Below are 16,292 nucleotides of genomic sequence, written 5' to 3'. Positions count from 1 at the left end.
CCGTGATCGAGCAGCCACCCGGACCGAAATCGGACCGCCCGCTGCTCGTGGTGACGGTGACGTATTCACCCGGCGCGCATCTGGACCGTTTCCTGAAGACGCTGGCCCACGCGACGGAACGCCGCCTGCTGGTGGTGATGGCCGACAACGGATCGACCGACGGCGCGCCCGAGGCGGCGCTGGAGCGCTACGCCGACGTCGAGTTGTTCCGCACCGGTGGCAACCTCGGCTACGGCACCGCGGTGAACCGTGCCGTGTCGGCCTACCTCGACACGCCCGACAGTGTGGTGGACCAGGAGTTCTTCGTCGTGGTCAACCCGGACGTGCAGTGGGGGCCCAACAGCATCGACGAGTTGTTCGCCGGGGCGGCGCGGTGGCCGGCAGCCGGCGCGGTCGGTCCGCTGATCCGCGATCCCGACGGCTCGGTCTATCCGTCGGCGCGGCATCAGCCGAGCCTGATCCGCGGCGGCATGCACGCCGTGGTGGGCCCGTTCTGGAAATCCAATCCGTGGACGGCGGCCTACCGCCAGGACCGGTTGGAGCCCAGCGAACGCGCCGTCGGCTGGTTGTCGGGTTCGTGTCTGTTGTTGCGCACCAAGGCGTTCCGGCAGATCGGCGGATTCGATGAGAACTACTTCATGTACATGGAGGACGTCGACCTGGGGGACCGCCTGGCGCGCGGCGGCTGGCAGAACGTGTACGTCCCGGCCGCCGAAATCCTGCACGACAAGGGACATTCCACCGGACGGGACCCGGCCCGCAATTTGGCCGCGCACCACCGCAGTACCTATACCTTCCTCGCCGACCGGCATCCGCACTGGTGGCAGGCGCCGCTGCGGTGGACCATCAAGTCGGCGCTGGGCGCGCGCGAACGCGCGGTGGTGGGCAATTCCAGGCGTAAGCGCCGCCGGGCGAACTAGGCTACCGGCGATGACCTCGAGGCTTGAAAGGACGCGAGTTGAGTGACGCGGTGAATCCGGTTGACGTCGACGCGGTCATCCTGGTGGGTGGGCAGGGCACCCGGCTGCGCCCGCTGACCCTCTCGGCGCCCAAACCGATGCTGCCGACGGCCGGCGTGCCGTTCCTGTCCCACCTGCTCGCCCGGATCGCCGCGGCGGGTATCCGCCATGTGGTGCTGGGCACCTCGTACAAGGCCGAGGTCTTCGAGGCGGAATTCGGCGACGGCTCCAAGCTGGGTCTGGAGATCGAGTACGTGGTCGAAGAGGAGGCCCGGGGCACCGGTGGCGGTATCGCCAACGTCGCGCCCAAGCTGCGCCACCCGACCGCCATGGTGTTCAACGGTGACGTGCTGTCCGGGCTGGATCTCGGCGCCATGGTCGCCAGCCACCGCGAGCGGCAGGCCGATGTCACGCTGCACCTCGTGCGGGTGAGCGACCCCCGCGCGTTCGGTTGTGTGCCAACCGATTCCGACGGTGTGGTGACGGCCTTCCTGGAGAAGACGCAGGATCCGCCGACCGACCAGATCAACGCCGGTTGCTACCTGTTCCAGCGCGCGGTGATCGACGAGATCCCCACGGGCCGTGAGGTATCGGTCGAACGCGAGGTGTTCCCGAAGCTGCTGTCCGATGGTTTCAAGGTGTGCGGTCATGTCGATGCCAGCTACTGGCGGGACATGGGCACGCCCGACGATTTCGTCCGTGGCTCAGCGGATCTGGTGCGCGGTATCGCACCGTCGCCGGTACTCGACGGGCATCGCGGCGAGAGCCTGGTGCACGAGGGTGCCGCGGTGGCGCCCGGTGCGCTGTTGATCGGCGGGACCGTGGTGGGCCGCGGCGCCGAGATCGGTGCCGGCGCCCGGCTGGACGGTGCGGTGATCTTCGACGGCGTCAAGATCGAGGCGGGGTCGGTGATCGAGCGGTCCATCGTCGGGTTCGGCGCCCGGATCGGCCCGCGGGCCCTGATCCGTGACGGCGTGATCGGTGACGGCGCCAACATCGGGGCCCGGTGCGAGCTGCTGCGCGGCGCGCGGGTGTGGCCCGGTGTCACCATCCCGGACGGCGGTATTCGTTACTCGACGGACGTCTGAGCGGCCCGCGCGAGCCGCTCCAGTCCCGGGTCCGGGCCCGGTAGCGCGTCCAGGGGCCACCACTGCAGATCCAGCGATTCGTCGCTGCAGTGAATTTCGGCGTCCGCCGGCGCGACGGCCAGGTACTGCACGTCGAGATGCCGCGTCGGCACGCCCAATGAGCACGTCAGCGCATGTACGTGCAGCGCCGCGGGCATCTCGGCGATCTCCAGCCCGGTGATGCCGGATTCCTCGGTGGCCTCGCGCAGTGCCGCCGCGCGGATGTCGGTGTCGACGTCCTCGCAGTGACCGCCGAGCTGAACCCAGCGGCCCAACCGCGGGTGCAGCGTGAGCAGGGCCCTGGTGCGGGTGTGGTCGAGCACCAGCGCGGACGCGGTGATGTGCCCGGGTACGCAGGCGCGCCGACAGGCGTCGGGCCGGGTCTCGACGAAGGCCGCGACGGCGTGCCGCAGGGTGTCCTGATCGGCGTCGGGGGCCGCCCAGTCGCGCAACGCGGCGACGACCGAGGCGTGCAACGACTCGCTCATCGGCGGATCAGCAGTTCGTCCGTCGGCACGGGCGGCCGCGGCCGGCGTGGCTCGTCGCTCTCCGGGAAGTGGCCGATCGCGATGGCGCCCAACGGTTCCCAGTCGGCCGGCAGCTCGAGCTCGGCACGCACGATGTCGCCGGCGAAGATCGTCGAGCCGATCCAGCAGCTGCCGACGTCCCGGGCCGCCAGGGCCACCAGGAGCCCCTGTACGGCCGCGCCCACCGCGACGGTGAACATGGTGTGCTCGGCCTCGGTCCGGGCCGCGTCCGGATAGCTGTGTGCGCCATCGGGAACCAGGAACGGGATGACGAGTTCCGGTGCGTCGTAGAGAATCTGGCCGCGGCCCACGCGCCGGTCGACGGAGTCGGCCGGGCGCCCGTCACCGGTCAGGTCGGTGCGCCACTTCTCTTTCATGCGGTCCAGCAACCGGATTCGCGTGTCGTGGTCCTGTACCCAGACGAACCGCACCGGGCGGGTGTGGTGCGGCGCGGGCGCGGTGAGCGCCTCGGCGACGGACTCCTCGATGAGCTCCGGCGCCACGGGCTCGGGACTGAACGTGCGCACCGAACGGCGCATCAACTGAGCCTGCCTGCGGCCCAGGGCCAGTGCTTCCTCGGTGCCCAGCCAGAACAGATCTTCCTCACCGGCGCGCACCAGGGTCCGGCCGTTCGAGCCGTCGTCGCGCGGTGACAGGCCCCGGACCACGGCGACGGGGATGCCGGTCAGCTTGCCCTTGACGAGGTCGGCGGCGGCCGCGATCTCGTCGGCGATGGCGACCTCCGTCACCAACAGCTCGTTGCCGTGCGTGTCCTGGACGCCGGAATAACCGTGCAGCACGGCCAGTCCGGCCGCGCCGATGGCGGCGTCGATCTGGCCGTTGCGCCAGGCCCGGCCCATGGTGTCGGTGATGACGACCGCGACGGTCACGCCGAGCCGCTCGGCCAGGCCGGCGCGCAGCCGCGCCGCGCTGCCGTCGGGGTCGACGGGCAGCAGGGCCAATTCGGTTGTGCTGACGTTGGATCCGTCGACGCCGGCCGCGGCCTGGACCAGCCCGTTGGCGTTCTCGGTGATCAGGGTGCGGCCTTTGCGGGCCAGCACCCGCACGGCCTCCTCGTCGATCAGCCTGCGCCGCAGGGCGTCCCGCTCGTCGGGATCGGTCGGCGCGGCGACGATGCGGCCCTCGGATTTGGAGAGCACCTTGCTGGTGACCACCAGCACGTCGTCGTCGCGCAGCCAGGGGGCGGCGGCGGCGATGGCGGCGGCCACGTCGTCGCCGGGGCGGAACTCGGGAAGCCCGGGCACCGGGAGGATTTCGATGGCGGCCGCGGCGCCATGCTCGGTCACAGCTGAAGTCCGGCCAGTTCGAGTCCGGCCCGGACCATCTCGGCCGTGGCCGCCGGATCGGTCATGAGCAGCGGCACGGCCTTGACGTTGACACCTTCGATCTCGGCGTGGTCGCCCGCGTCGATCAGCCAGCCGTCGAGGATGCCGGTCGCGCTGCGGGCGCCGTAGTGCGCACCCACGGCCTCCGAGGTGCTGTCGACGCCGATCACCTTGAGGCAGTCATCGGCCATCCCGCGCAACGGCTTTCCGGCGACGATCGGGGAATAGCCGATCACCGGTGCCGGGGTCGACCGCAGCGCGCTGCGCAGGCCGGGTACCGCCAGGATCGCGCCGATGCTGACGACGGGATTGGACGGGGCCAACAGCACGACGTCGGCGCCGGCGATGGCGTCGGCGACACCCGGTGCGGCCTTTGCCTTCTCGGTGCCGATGAACGCGAAGCTGTGGGTGGGGATCTGGGCGCGGTAGCGCACCCACCATTCCTGGAAGTGGATGGCCCGCTGATTGCCCGATTCGGGATCGGTTACCACGACGTGGGTTTCACTGCGTTCGTCGCTGGCGGGCAGCAGCCGGGCGCCGGGCTGCCAGCGGTCGCACAACGCCTCGGTGACCTGGGACAGCGGATAGCCGGCCCGCAGCATCTGGCTGCGCACCAGGTGGGTGGCCAGGTCGCGGTCGCCGAGGCCGAACCAGTCCGGCTGCACGCCGTAGGCGGCGAGCTCTTCCTTGGCGTGCCAGGTTTCGCCCCGGTGGCCCCAGCCGCGTTCGGGATCGATGCCCCCGCCGAGGGTGTACATGCAGGTGTCGAGGTCGGGGCAGATGCGGACGCCGAACATCCAGGCGTCGTCGCCGACATTGACGACCGCGGTGAGCTCGTGCGGGGAGGGCTCCGCACCGGGTTCGGCGAATTGACCCAACCCCAGCAGTTTCTGGACACCGAGCAGAAACCGAGCGCCACCGACGCCACCGACCAGAACCGTCACCTTCACGTCGACTCACCCTAGGCGATGGCGCGCGGGTGGAATGACGCGCCCGGAAGGCAATTCGGCGCGCAGCAAACTTAAAACCTCATTATTCACTTGAGTAACAGCCGCATCAGTTATCGGCATTCTCAACTACGTTGTGCGCCAGCGTGTTATTGGTCACTATCGCGACACGCCGCGGTAACGACGCGCCGTAAACAGGTCACAAGATGGTAGGAAATGCGCTTCATCCGCTTGACCGTGGCAGCTAACCCGTGTGTAATCACAACAGTGTCATTCCCGGTTTGTTTACCGGTTCCGGTGCAGCAGACCGAGATTCGACCGTTTGTTCGAATTTTGATCGCCACTCACGGCACGCAGGGTAAGTAGTTGGACTCCGTTTTGAGAACTACGTAAAGCAGGGGAGGAGGCGGCAAATGTCTTACGAACACGCAGATTTCGATCACGTGGTGCAGTTCGACGGGCGGATGCTCGGCTCTGTTGGGACCGCACCGCACACGAACACCGGACCCGTTCAGCACGTCGTCGCCGGACGGCCGCAGCTGAGTCTGGTGCCTGATCACATCGACACCGAACCCGAGCTCACGGAAGACCAGTGGCAGGAGCGCGCCCTGTGCGCGCAAACCGACCCCGAGGCGTTCTTCCCCGAGAAGGGTGGCTCGACCCGCGAAGCCAAGCGCATCTGCCAGGGCTGCGAGGTGCGCGACGCGTGCCTCGAGTACGCCCTGGCGCATGATGAGCGCTTCGGCATCTGGGGTGGTCTGTCGGAGCGTGAGCGCCGGCGGATCAAGCGCGGCGTCATCTGACACACCGCGGGTAGATCGACCGGCTAGTCGTCGAGGATGGTCGGGTCGATCACCGACGGTTCAACGCCGAGATACGTGGCTACCTGCGCCACGAGAATTTCGTGCAACAGGTCGGCGAGGTCAACGGAGTCCTTCGCCCGCCGTTCAATGGGCTTGCGGAACAAGACGATTCGCGCCCGTGTCGAATTACCCCGAACATCCACCCCGGCCGGGATGAGCCGCGCCAGCGCCACCGGCCCGTCGGCGATCACCTCGGGCGGCCACTGGATGGCATCGGGGTCCTTGGGGGAGATCCGCGGAATCTCGTCGACCGCGACGTCGAGTCCGGACACCCGATTGCTCCAGCGGCGCTCGATGGGTTCGTAGGCCTCGAGCACCGCCATGTCGAATCGCTCGGCGCGACTGCGCCATCCGGGAACGGTCGGGGGGAGGAGCGGGCCGCGCATGCCGCGACGGCGGCGTACACGTGAGTGGGGCACCGTCAGATGCTAGCTGGCCGATAGTAACGGTTGGAGATCGACGCGGCCGCGACGCGCGTGTCCGGCGGTGGGCGCGTCGGCGGCGCGATAATCTCGCCGAGTGAATGTTCCCCGTCGCTGCTGCCGGCCAGGTTGCCCGCACTACGCCGTGGCGACGCTGACGTTTGTCTATTCGGATTCCACGGCAGTCGTAGGTCCGTTGGCCACCGCGTCGGAGCCGCATTCGTGGGACCTGTGTGTGTCGCACGCCAGCCGCATCACCGCGCCCCGCGGATGGGAGCTGGTCCGCCACGCCGGCCCGCTGCCCACGCCCTCCGAGGATGACGACCTCGTCGCGCTCGCCGACGCGGTGCGCGAGGGGCGCGACGCGCCGTCTCGCGGTGGCATCCCAACAGGTTTCACCGATCCGCTGCCCGGCAGCCACGCCGGCACGCCCGGTGGCACCGTCATGGCGCCGCCCGCACCGCGTACGCAACACAACGGGCGCCGCCGCGGTCATCTCCGGGTGTTGCCGGATCCGCCTGAGAGTTAGCGACGCAAGTCCTACCGAACCCCACCGACCGTCCGCGGGCAGATGGGTCAGCCGATAGGCTGACTGTCACAGACCCTCGGTATGCAGTGGTCTGCGAACGATGAGATCGGGAGGGCTATGTCTCGGCCTGCTGCCTCTGTACAGCGCGTCATCAAGGCATATGACGTGCGTGGGCTGGTCGGCGAGGAGATCGACGAGTCGTTCGTCGCCGACGTCGGTGGTGCGTTTGCCCGGTTGATGCGCGCCGAGGGCGCCACCCGGGTGGCGGTCGGTTACGACATGCGGCCCAGCTCACCGTCATTGGCGGCGGCGTTCGCCGACGGGGTCACGGCACAGGGTCTGGACGTGGTCCGGATCGGGCTGGCGTCGACCGACCAGCTCTACTTCGCCTCGGGTCTGCTCGACTGCCCGGGCGCCATGTTCACGGCCAGCCACAACCCGGCTGCCTACAACGGCATCAAGTTGTGCCGGGCGGGCGCCAAGCCCGTCGGCAGCGAAACAGGTTTGGCCACCGTCGCTGGTGAGGTCACCGACGGTGTGCCCGGTTACGACGGCGCCGCGGGCAAGGTCGAGGAGCGCGACGTCCTCGCCGAGTACGGCACCTTCCTGCGTTCGCTGGTCGATGTGTCGGCGCTGCGTCCGTTGCGGGTGTCGGTGGACGCCGGAAACGGCATGGGCGGGCACACCACACCGGCGGTGCTGGGCGCCGTCTCCTCGATCACCTTGCTGCCGTTGTACTTCGAGCTGGACGGCACGTTCCCCAATCACGAGGCCAATCCGCTGGACCCGGCCAACCTGGTGGACCTGCAGAAGCATGTCGTGGAGAACGGCGCCGACATCGGCCTCGCGTTCGACGGTGACGCCGACCGCTGCTTCGTCGTCGACGAGAAGGGCGAACCCGTCTCGCCGTCGGCCGTGACGGCGCTGGTCGCCGATCGCGAGCTGGCCCGCGAGTCCGGCGCGACCGTCATCCACAACCTGATCACCTCACGGGCGGTGCCCGAGCTGATCGCCGAGCGCGGCGGCACGGCGGTGCGCTCGCGCGTCGGCCATTCGTACATCAAGGCGCTGATGGCCGAGACCAACGCGATCTTCGGTGGCGAGCACTCGGCGCACTACTACTTCCGCGATTTCTGGGGTGCCGACTCCGGCATGCTCGCCGCGCTGCACGTGCTGGCGGCGCTCGGGGAACAGGACCGCCCGCTGTCCGAACTGATGGCCAAGTACCAGCGGTACGAGGCGTCGGGCGAGATCAACTTCACCGTCGCTGACGCACCGGCGTGTGTGCAGGCTGTCCTCACGTCCTACGGCAGCGACATCGCCGCGACCGACGAACTCGACGGCGTGACCGTCGACCTCGGCGACGGGCGCTGGTTCAACCTGCGCAGCTCCAACACCGAACCGCTGTTGCGGCTCAACGTCGAAGCCCGCACGCGGGTGGAAGTCGACGAGATCGTGGCGCACATCGCGGCGCAGATAAAGGCGGTCAGCGGGCGCACTGGTGGGTCGCTGCCATGAGTGCCGCCCCGGCGACCCTCGACCTCGACGATGTCGACGGTCTGATCGCGGCCGACCGCGACGGCCTGCTGCGCGCGGCGTCGATGGCAGGCGCACAGACCCGCGCGGTCGCCGCGGCGCTCACTGAAGGCGAACTCGACGAGCTGCGCTCGGATCAACGTCCGCGGACCGTCACCTGGGTGTGCGGGCGTGGGGCATCGGGCGCGTCCGGTGCGGCCGGGACCGTACTGGCCGCGGCACTGGCCGCGACGTCGCCGATCCCGCTCGTTGTCACGCCGGACGTGCCGCCGTGGATCGGCGCACTGGACGTCGTGGTGGTGGCCGGTGACGACGCGGCCGACCCCGCGCTGGTGACGGCGGTAGCGACCGGCGTGCGTCGCGGTGCGCGCGTGATCGTGGTGGCGCCGAACGACGGTCCGCTGCGCGATGCCGCGGCCGGCCGGGCCGTGGTGCTGCCGCCGCGCCTGTCGGTGCCCGACGATTTCGGCCTCACCCGTTACCTGGCCGCGGGCCTGGCGACGATGATGGTCGTCGACCCGGCGCTGCGCATCGACCTCGATGCCCTGGCCGACGAATTGGATGCCGAGGCGCTGCGCAACAGCGCGGCCCGCGAGATGTTCACCAACCCGGCCAAGAACCTGGCCGAGCGGATGTCCGGCCGGCAGGTGGTGCTGGCCGGTGAGGGCGCGGCCATGCTGGCGCTGGTCCGTCATGCCGCGACCGTGCTGCTGCGGGTGGCCCATCAGCTCGTGACCGCGACGGGCGGCGCCGACGCCCTGGTGGCGTTGCACGGCGGGCTCGGCCGTCAGACCGTCGAAATGTCTTACGAGGACTCGCTTTTCCACGACCCCGAGATCGACGGGCCGGTGCCGGCCCGGGTGCGCACCGTCGTGCTGTGTGCCGACGAGGAGCGTCCCGGCGTGATCGCCCGGATGGACGCGCTCGGTGGCGATGTCGACGTGCTCAGTGCCGATGACGTGCCCGACGCGGGGCTGCAGGTGCCGGGTAGTCGCCTGGAACAACAGATCGCGATGCTGGCGGTGCGGCTGGAGATGACGGCCGTGTACCTGAAACTGGTTCGAGGTTAGACATAGTGCATCTGCTACGAGGCGCGGTCAGGAACTACGCCTGGGGGTCGCGTACCGCCTTGGCCGATTTCGCCGGAAGACCCAGTCCCACAGCACATCCCGAAGCTGAATTGTGGTTGGGTGCGAACCCGGGGGACCCGGCACGGCTGGAGACGGCCGACGGGGAGGTGTCGCTGCTCGAGGTCATCGGGGCCGACCCCGCCGGCGAGTTGGGGCCCGAGGTCCTGGCGCGGTTCGGTGAGTCGCTGCCGTTCCTGGCGAAGGTGCTCGCCGCTGACGAACCGCTGTCGCTGCAGGCGCACCCCAGTGCCGAGCAGGCTGCCGAGGGCTTCAATCGTGAAGAGCGCCAAGGCATTGCGCTCAACGCGCGCGACCGCAACTACCGGGATCGCAGCCACAAGCCGGAATTGATCGTGGCCCTCGGCCCGTTCGAGGCGCTCGCCGGGTTCCGGCCTGTGGCTCGCACCGTCGAGTTGATGCGGGCGCTGGCGGTGTCCGACCTCGACCCGTACATCAATCTGCTGGCCGGCCAGTCGGACGCGGCGGGGCTGCGGGCCGTCTTCACCACCTGGATCACCTTGCCGCAGCCCGACCTCGATGTGCTGGTGCCTGCCGTCCTCGACGGCGCGATCAACTACATCCGTTCGGGGGCAACGGAATTCGCGGCCGAGGCCAAGACGGTTCTCGAGCTCGGCGAGCGGTACCCGGGCGATGCCGGGGTGCTGGCCGCCATGCTGCTCAACCGCATCAGCCTGGTCGAGGGCGAGGGCATCTACCTGCCCGCCGGCAACCTGCACGCCTACCTGCACGGCATGGGTTTCGAGGTGATGGCCAACTCCGACAACGTGTTGCGCGGTGGTCTGACACCCAAGCACGTGGATGTACCGGAACTTCTCCGGGTGCTCGACTTCACTCCGACCGATGGCCGGCCGATCCATCCGCGGCCGGCCGAGGACGGTGTCGAGCAGGTTTTCGACACGCCCGCACCGGAATTCGCGGTGTCGATCCTGCGGATCGGCGACGAGCGGGTGGGCTCTGCGGTCGAGCTGCCGCGGGGGCACGCCGGCCCACAGATTCTGCTGGGCACGCAGGGCCGCGTGCGGGTGCAGTCCGCGGGCGGTGAGCTGACCCTGAACAAGGGGGCCGCGGCCTGGGTCGCCGCCGGGGAGGGCCCCGTGCAGCTGGTGGCGCAAGTGCCGTCGACGGTGTTCCGTGCGACGGTGGGGATCTAGAACAAACCTACGAAAGGGCAGGTCATGTCGGCCTCGGGGAGTGCGCGCGCGATCATCGCAGCGCTGTTGGCCAATGCCGGGATCGCGGCGGCGAAGTTCGTCGGCTTCCTGATCACGGGCAGTTCGTCGATGCTCGCGGAGTCGGTGCACTCGCTGGCGGACACGTCCAACCAGGGTCTGCTGCTGTGGGGGCAGCGGCAGGCGCGCAAGGACGCCGATCATCTGCATCCGTTCGGCTACGGCCGCAGCCGCTACTTCTATTCGTTCGTGGTGGCGCTGGTCCTGTTCAGCCTGGGCGCGATGTTCGCGCTGTACGAGGGCTATCACAAGATCACCCATCCCGAGCCGCTGTCGTCGCCCGTCGTCGCCGTCGCGATCCTCGTCGTGGCGATCGGTCTGGAGGGTTACAGCTTCTACACCGCGGTGAAGGAATCGCGTCCGCTCAAGGGAGCCGGCAGCTGGTGGCGCTTCATCCGCACCTCGCGTAACCCGGAGCTGCCGGTGGTGCTGCTGGAGGACTCCGGCGCCCTGGTCGGTCTGGTGCTGGCCCTGTTCGGCGTCGGCCTGTCGATGCTGACGGGCGACCCGGTGTGGGACGGCGTCGGCACCGCGGCGATCGGTGTGCTGCTCGGCGTCATCGCGGTGGTGCTGATGGTGGAGATGAAGAGCCTGCTGATCGGCGAGGGCGCGACGGTCGACGAGACCAGCGCCATCCGCAACGCGCTGGAGCAGACGCCGCACATCGACCGCGTCATCCATCTGCGGACGCAGTACCTGGGGCCGGAGGAGATGCTCGTCGGCGTGAAGATCGCGCTGGCTCCGAACACCGACCTGGCGACGGTTGCCGCCACGATCGATGCCGCCGAGGTGACGATCCGGGCCGCGGTGCCCAACGCCCGCATCATCTACATCGAGCCTGATCTCTACCGCGGCTGACGTCGCCGAAACCCGCAGCGACCTGCTGCGGTGACGGCTGCCACAAGCTGTTTTACAAAAATGCCTCCATTGTCTAGACCGGCGACAAAATGGCCTCTATAGTCAAGAGCACAAGTTGTCGGCCCAACCAATGGAGGTGGACCCGTGTCAGTCGAGGTATCCGACGTCAACACCGAGCAGTGGCGCGATCGCAAGCGTCATCTGTGGCTCATGGGCCTGATCGCGCCCACCGCGCTGTTCGTGATGCTCCCGCTGATCTGGGCACTGAACCAGGCCGGCTGGCACACGCTCGCGCAGGTGCCGCTGTGGATCGGCCCCGGCCTGCTCTACGTGCTGCTGCCGATCCTCGACCTGAAGTTCGGGCCCGACGGGGAGAACCCGCCCGAGGAGATGATGGAGCAGCTGGCGAACGACAAGTACTACCGCTACTGCACCTACGTCTACATCCCGTTCCAGTACGCCAGCGTCATCCTCGGCGCATACCTGTTCACCGCCAAGGACCTCAGCTGGCTCGGCTTCGACGGCGGCCTGGCCTGGTGGGCCAAGCTCGGTGTCGCGCTGTCGGTCGGTGTCCTCGGTGGCGTCGGCATCAACACCGCGCACGAGATGGGGCACAAGAAGGAGAACCTGGAACGCTGGCTGGCCAAGATCACCCTGGCGCAGACGTTCTACGGCCACTTCTACATCGAGCACAACCGCGGTCACCACGTCCGGGTCGCCACCCCGGAGGATCCCGCCTCGGCGCGCTTCGGTGAGAACTTCTGGGAGTTCCTGCCGCGCACCGTGTGGGGCGCGCTGAAGTCGTCGGTCGAACTCGAGGCCCAGCGCATCCGCCGCCTCGGCCGCAGCCCGTGGGACCCGCGTACCTACCTCAAGAACGACGTCCTCAACGCCTGGCTCATGTCGGTGGTGTTCTTCGGCATCCTGATCGCGGTGTTCGGCCCGGCGCTCATCCCGTTCGTCCTGATCCAGGGCATCTACGGATTCAGCCTGCTGGAGTCGGTCAACTACCTGGAGCACTACGGCCTGCTGCGGCAGAAGACCGAGAGCGGCCGCTACGAGCGCTGCGCCCCGGTGCACAGCTGGAACTCCGACCACATCGTCACCAACCTGTTCCTGTACCACCTGCAGCGGCACAGTGACCACCACGCCAACCCGACGCGCCGCTACCAGACGCTGCGCAGCATCGACGGCGCACCGAACCTGCCCAGCGGCTACGCGACCCTGATCGGCCTGACGTACATCCCGCCGCTGTGGCGCCGGATGATGGACCACCGGGTCATCGAGCACTACGACGGCGACATCACCAAGGTCAACGTCCACCCGCGGGTGCGGGACAAGGTGCTGGCCAAGTACGGGGCGGTGGCCTGACCATGAGTGCCTACCAATGCCCGGGCTGTGGTTATGTCTATGACGAGGCCAAAGGCGCTCCGCGTGAAGGTTTCCCGGCAGGCACGGCGTGGGACGATGTTCCCGACGACTGGTGCTGCCCGGACTGCGCGGTGCGCGAGAAGATCGATTTCGAGCCCTTCGGGGCGAGCGCAGCGACGGGAAACAGCCCCGGGGCGAGCGCAGCGACGGGAAACGACGGAGTAGGAGTGAGTTCATGAGCGAGCCGTTCAAGAAGTTCGTCTGCCTGCAGTGCGGCTTCGAGTACGACGAGGAGAAGGGCTGGCCGGAGGACGGCATCGCCCCGGGCACCCGCTGGGCCGACATCCCCGAGGACTGGAGCTGCCCCGACTGCGGCGCCGCCAAATCCGACTTCGACATGGTGGAGGTCGTGGCGTCGTGACCGCCGCGGCCGCAGTACCGGACGGACCCGAGGGGCCGCGCCCTGCGGCACCTCGGGTGCCGTACGCCGAGGCGTCACGGGTCCTGCTGCGGCACTCGATCCTGGACGGCATGCGAGAACTGTTGCTGGCCAAGGACTGGTCGTCGATCACGCTGTCCGACGTCGCGCGCGCCGCCGGCATCAGCCGACAGACGATCTACAACGAATTCGGCTCGCGCCAGGGCCTGGCCGAGGGGTACGCGATGCGCCTCGCCGACCGCCTGGTCGACGCCGTCGAGCACGCCATCTACGCCAACGTCGGCGACATCGAGTCCGCGTTCCTGCAGGGCTTCCGGATGTTCTTCACCGAGTCGGCGTCCGATCCGCTCGTCATCTCGTTGCTGACCGGTGTCGCCAAACCCGATCTGCTGCAGATCATCACCACCGACAGCGCGCCGATCATCTCGCACTGTTCGAAGCGTCTCACCGAGGCGTTCCGCGGCAGCTGGGTGCAGATTTCCGACGACGACGCCGGGGTGCTCGCGCGGGCGATCGTCCGGCTGGCGATCAGTTACGTGTCAATGCCGCCGGAAGCGGACCACGATGTGGCCGCTGACCTGGCCCGGCTCATGACGCCGTTCGCCGACCGTTACGGTAGTGGGGATACCCCGTAGCCGTCAGCGCGCCATTCGAGTTGTTTCCTGGCGCCTGTCCCGCGAGCCCGCAGGCCATGGGGTCACTCCAGTGGAACGAATGAATGGGGCTCTAATCCATGACGGAATTGAAGGCAGACGTCCGTAACGGCATCGACTACAAGGTCGCCGATTTGTCCGAGGCCGAGTTCGGCCGCAAGGAGATTCGCCTCGCCGAGCACGAGATGCCCGGCCTGATGGCGCTTCGCCGCGAATACCACGACGTGCAGCCGCTCAAGGGCGCGCGCATCTCCGGCTCGCTGCACATGACCGTGCAGACCGCCGTGCTGATCGAGACGCTGACCGCGCTGGGCGCCGAGGTGCGCTGGGCGTCGTGCAACATCTTCTCCACCCAGGACCACGCGGCCGCGGCCGTCGTCGTCGGCCCGCACGGCACCGTCGAGGAGCCCAAGGGCACCCCGGTCTTCGCCTGGAAGGGCGAGACGCTGGAGGAGTACTGGTGGTGCGCCGAGCAGATGCTCACCTGGGACGGCGAGCCGGCCAACATGATCCTGGACGACGGCGGCGACGCCACCATGCTGGTGCTGCGCGGTGCGCAGTGGGAGAAGGCGGGCGTCGTGCCCCCGGCCGAGGAAGACGACTCGGCCGAGTGGAAGGTCTTCCTGGAGCTCGTGCGCAAGGGCTTCGAGAACGACAAGACCAAGTGGACCAAGATCGCCGAGTCAGTCAAGGGTGTCACCGAGGAGACCACCACCGGCGTGCTGCGGCTGTACCAGTTCGCCGCCGCGGGGGAGCTGGCGTTCCCCGCCATCAACGTCAACGACTCGGTCACCAAGAGCAAGTTCGACAACAAGTACGGCACCCGCCACTCGCTGATCGACGGCATCAACCGCGGCACCGACGTGCTGATCGGTGGCAAGAAGGTGCTGATCTGTGGCTACGGCGACGTCGGCAAGGGTTGTGCCGAGTCGATGGCCGGCCAGGGCGCGCGCGTCGCGGTCACCGAGATCGACCCGATCAACGCGCTGCAGGCGCTGATGGACGGCTTCGACGTCGTCACCGTCGAGCAGGGCATCCCCGAGGCCGACATCGTCATCACCGCGACCGGCAACTTCGACATCATCCTGCTCGAGCACATGAAGGCCATGAAGAACCAGGCCATCCTGGGCAACATCGGCCACTTCGACAACGAGATCGACATGGCGGCCCTCGAGAAGTCGGGTGCCACCAAGCTGAACATCAAGCCGCAGGTCGACCTCTGGACCTTCGGTGACACCGGCAAGTCGATCATCGTGCTGTCCGAGGGCCGTCTGCTCAACCTGGGCAACGCGACCGGCCACCCGTCGTTCGTGATGTCGAACTCGTTCTCCAACCAGGTCATCGCCCAGATCGAGCTGTGGACCAAGAACGACGAGTACGACAACGAGGTCTACCGCCTGGCCAAGCACCTCGACGAGAAGGTCGCGCGTATCCACGTCGAGGCTCTCGGTGGCACGCTGACCAAGCTCAGCAAGGAGCAGGCCGAGTACATCGGCGTCGACGTCGACGGCCCGTACAAGCCGGAGCACTACCGCTACTGAGTCTGTTCGCGGTCTGTTTGCGCTGTTCGCGTGAGCACACTCGAAAGCCCCCAATTCCCACGGGAATTGGGGGTTTTCGCATTTTCCGGGCTCGGCACACATCGACGAATTAGCTGACCGCAGGCACGAGCGGCGCCGATATATTGCACTGGGCGATAATTTTGTGTTCTGCGCCACACTCAGATGTTTGCTGAAGATCTGCTGGTTAGCGGATCTCGGCGTTAGAATTTCCGCACACCAGGGCACCCTCGTGAAGGGACGTCGGCCATGCGGAAGAACCGATGGGAAAGACGCATCGCGTTGCTGGCTGTGGTCGGCGTCACGTTGACCGGCTGCGACGGCGTCAACCTCGGCAGCCTGGACAGCTTCGGCTCCGCGTCGCCTGCGGTGAAGGGCCCGCCGATACCGCCCGAGATGGTCCGGCATGACGTGCAGCAGCTGGTCTGGCAGTTCCCGCAGTTGCGCAAGCCTGACGAGGCGGTGTGGGTCACCTGGAACAACAGTGGCGATCCCAGCCTGGCCGGCAAGGTCAACTGGATCGACGCGGTGATCAAGCTGCCCCCGGCGGAGACCACTCGATTGATCGCCGAATACCACCCGGCCGACACCGATCGGCGGCCGACGGTGCAGAAGATTCTGCAGCCGGAACTGCCCGGCGGTCCGTACCTGTCGGGGCCCGAACTCAACAACCACTTCTCCGGTTCGGGCATGACCACGCAGGCGTTCCTCGACCGCGACGCGAACGTCCTGGTGCTGACGACGAAGTCGGGCGGACCCGCGCCGTCGTAACCGTC

At 68.1% G+C, this 16,292-nt stretch carries 17 protein-coding genes and 1 pseudogene; 14 read left to right on the top strand and 4 right to left on the bottom strand.

Annotation, left to right across the window (positions count from 1 at the left end; all coding sequences use genetic code 11):
* The first annotated feature begins 2 nt into the window (after positions 1-2).
* Complete coding sequence (locus ACZ5IQ_RS21040) at positions 3-920, top strand: glycosyltransferase family 2 protein (protein WP_464480210.1); 918 nt, start codon at positions 3-5, stop codon at positions 918-920.
* Positions 921-970: 50 nt separating this feature from the next.
* Complete coding sequence (gene manB, locus ACZ5IQ_RS21035) at positions 971-2,047, top strand: mannose-1-phosphate guanylyltransferase (RefSeq protein ID WP_346417046.1); 1,077 nt, start codon at positions 971-973, stop codon at positions 2,045-2,047.
* Here manB and ACZ5IQ_RS21030 read toward each other — a convergent pair.
* From ACZ5IQ_RS21030 to cofD, 3 genes are read right to left on the bottom strand one after another with little or no spacing between them, the layout of a single operon-like run.
* The gene (locus ACZ5IQ_RS21030) at positions 2,029-2,574 is read right to left on the bottom strand and encodes an NUDIX hydrolase (RefSeq protein ID WP_464480209.1); all 546 of its coding nucleotides are present in this window, start codon (positions 2,572-2,574) and stop codon (positions 2,029-2,031) included. The genes manB and ACZ5IQ_RS21030 overlap by 19 nt on opposite strands.
* Positions 2,571-3,920: a coenzyme F420-0:L-glutamate ligase gene (locus ACZ5IQ_RS21025; protein WP_464480208.1), complete on the bottom strand. Its 1,350-nt coding sequence runs from the start codon at positions 3,918-3,920 to the stop codon at positions 2,571-2,573. Before ACZ5IQ_RS21025 ends, ACZ5IQ_RS21030 begins: the two co-directional genes overlap by 4 nt.
* Entirely contained in the window at positions 3,917-4,909 is a 993-nt protein-coding gene (gene cofD / locus ACZ5IQ_RS21020; protein ID WP_464480207.1) for a 2-phospho-L-lactate transferase, read from the bottom strand. Before cofD ends, ACZ5IQ_RS21025 begins: the two co-directional genes overlap by 4 nt.
* 536 nt (positions 4,910-5,445) lie before the next feature.
* Here cofD and ACZ5IQ_RS21015 point away from each other — a divergent pair.
* Positions 5,446-5,709, top strand: coding sequence for a WhiB family transcriptional regulator (locus ACZ5IQ_RS21015; RefSeq protein ID WP_205848855.1), 264 nt, complete (start codon positions 5,446-5,448; stop codon positions 5,707-5,709).
* Positions 5,710-5,732: 23 nt separating this feature from the next.
* Here ACZ5IQ_RS21015 and ACZ5IQ_RS21010 read toward each other — a convergent pair whose 3' ends face one another.
* Positions 5,733-6,155, bottom strand: coding sequence for a metallopeptidase family protein (locus ACZ5IQ_RS21010; protein ID WP_029105556.1), 423 nt, complete (start codon positions 6,153-6,155; stop codon positions 5,733-5,735).
* A gap of 133 nt (positions 6,156-6,288) precedes the next feature.
* Between ACZ5IQ_RS21010 and ACZ5IQ_RS21005 the strand changes: the two genes are divergently transcribed.
* The 11 genes and pseudogenes from ACZ5IQ_RS21005 to ACZ5IQ_RS20955 all read left to right on the top strand — a co-directional run bounded on the left by ACZ5IQ_RS21005 (position 6,289) and on the right by ACZ5IQ_RS20955 (position 16,287).
* Entirely contained in the window at positions 6,289-6,720 is a 432-nt protein-coding gene (locus tag ACZ5IQ_RS21005) for a DUF3499 domain-containing protein (protein WP_061000741.1), read from the top strand.
* A 117-nt stretch (positions 6,721-6,837) separates the two neighbouring features.
* Positions 6,838-8,238, top strand: coding sequence for a phosphomannomutase/phosphoglucomutase (locus ACZ5IQ_RS21000; RefSeq protein WP_464480206.1), 1,401 nt, complete (start codon positions 6,838-6,840; stop codon positions 8,236-8,238).
* Positions 8,235-9,326, top strand: coding sequence for a TobH protein (locus tag ACZ5IQ_RS20995; RefSeq protein WP_212806598.1), 1,092 nt, complete (start codon positions 8,235-8,237; stop codon positions 9,324-9,326). The genes ACZ5IQ_RS21000 and ACZ5IQ_RS20995 overlap by 4 nt, the downstream gene beginning before the upstream one ends.
* A 5-nt stretch (positions 9,327-9,331) precedes the next feature.
* Positions 9,332-10,558 (top strand): mannose-6-phosphate isomerase, class I, encoded by a 1,227-nt coding sequence (gene manA / locus ACZ5IQ_RS20990; protein WP_464480205.1) that lies wholly within the window; start codon positions 9,332-9,334, stop codon positions 10,556-10,558.
* A 24-nt stretch (positions 10,559-10,582) separates the two neighbouring features.
* Positions 10,583-11,494 (top strand): cation diffusion facilitator family transporter, encoded by a 912-nt coding sequence (locus ACZ5IQ_RS20985; protein ID WP_212806596.1) that lies wholly within the window; start codon positions 10,583-10,585, stop codon positions 11,492-11,494.
* A 144-nt stretch (positions 11,495-11,638) separates the two neighbouring features.
* On the top strand, positions 11,639-12,865 hold the full coding sequence (locus ACZ5IQ_RS20980; RefSeq protein WP_212806595.1) for an alkane 1-monooxygenase: 1,227 nt from the start codon (positions 11,639-11,641) through the stop codon (positions 12,863-12,865).
* A 2-nt stretch (positions 12,866-12,867) separates the two neighbouring features.
* Positions 12,868-13,029, top strand: a pseudogene (locus ACZ5IQ_RS20975) (rubredoxin); the annotation flags it as partial.
* A gap of 71 nt (positions 13,030-13,100) precedes the next feature.
* Complete coding sequence (locus ACZ5IQ_RS20970) at positions 13,101-13,286, top strand: rubredoxin (RefSeq protein ID WP_020102918.1); 186 nt, start codon at positions 13,101-13,103, stop codon at positions 13,284-13,286.
* Positions 13,283-13,939, top strand: coding sequence for a TetR family transcriptional regulator AlkX (alkX, locus tag ACZ5IQ_RS20965; RefSeq protein ID WP_212806593.1), 657 nt, complete (start codon positions 13,283-13,285; stop codon positions 13,937-13,939). Before ACZ5IQ_RS20970 ends, alkX begins: the two co-directional genes overlap by 4 nt.
* 98 nt (positions 13,940-14,037) lie before the next feature.
* Positions 14,038-15,498: an adenosylhomocysteinase gene (gene ahcY / locus ACZ5IQ_RS20960; RefSeq protein WP_346416976.1), complete on the top strand. Its 1,461-nt coding sequence runs from the start codon at positions 14,038-14,040 to the stop codon at positions 15,496-15,498.
* Between the two features lie 267 nt (positions 15,499-15,765).
* The gene (locus tag ACZ5IQ_RS20955; RefSeq protein ID WP_346416975.1) at positions 15,766-16,287 is read left to right on the top strand and encodes a hypothetical protein; all 522 of its coding nucleotides are present in this window, start codon (positions 15,766-15,768) and stop codon (positions 16,285-16,287) included.
* The last annotated feature ends 5 nt before the right edge of the window (positions 16,288-16,292 follow it).

This window comes from Mycobacterium toneyamaense (assembly GCF_055384815.1).
Note: the sequence above shows the minus strand (reverse complement) of the source record. Positions and strands in the feature narration are given on the sequence as shown.

Coding starts and splice junctions, on each gene's coding strand:
- ACZ5IQ_RS21030 (WP_464480209.1), bottom strand. CDS start 2,574: ATGAGCGAGTCGTTGCACGCCTCGGTCGTCGCCGCGTTGCGCGACTGG.
- ACZ5IQ_RS21010 (WP_029105556.1), bottom strand. CDS start 6,155: ATGCGCGGCCCGCTCCTCCCCCCGACCGTTCCCGGATGGCGCAGTCGC.
- ACZ5IQ_RS21000 (WP_464480206.1), top strand. CDS start 6,838: ATGTCTCGGCCTGCTGCCTCTGTACAGCGCGTCATCAAGGCATATGAC.
- ACZ5IQ_RS20995 (WP_212806598.1), top strand. CDS start 8,235: ATGAGTGCCGCCCCGGCGACCCTCGACCTCGACGATGTCGACGGTCTG.
- ACZ5IQ_RS20985 (WP_212806596.1), top strand. CDS start 10,583: ATGTCGGCCTCGGGGAGTGCGCGCGCGATCATCGCAGCGCTGTTGGCC.
- ACZ5IQ_RS20970 (WP_020102918.1), top strand. CDS start 13,101: ATGAGCGAGCCGTTCAAGAAGTTCGTCTGCCTGCAGTGCGGCTTCGAG.
- ahcY (WP_346416976.1), top strand. CDS start 14,038: ATGACGGAATTGAAGGCAGACGTCCGTAACGGCATCGACTACAAGGTC.
- ACZ5IQ_RS20955 (WP_346416975.1), top strand. CDS start 15,766: ATGCGGAAGAACCGATGGGAAAGACGCATCGCGTTGCTGGCTGTGGTC.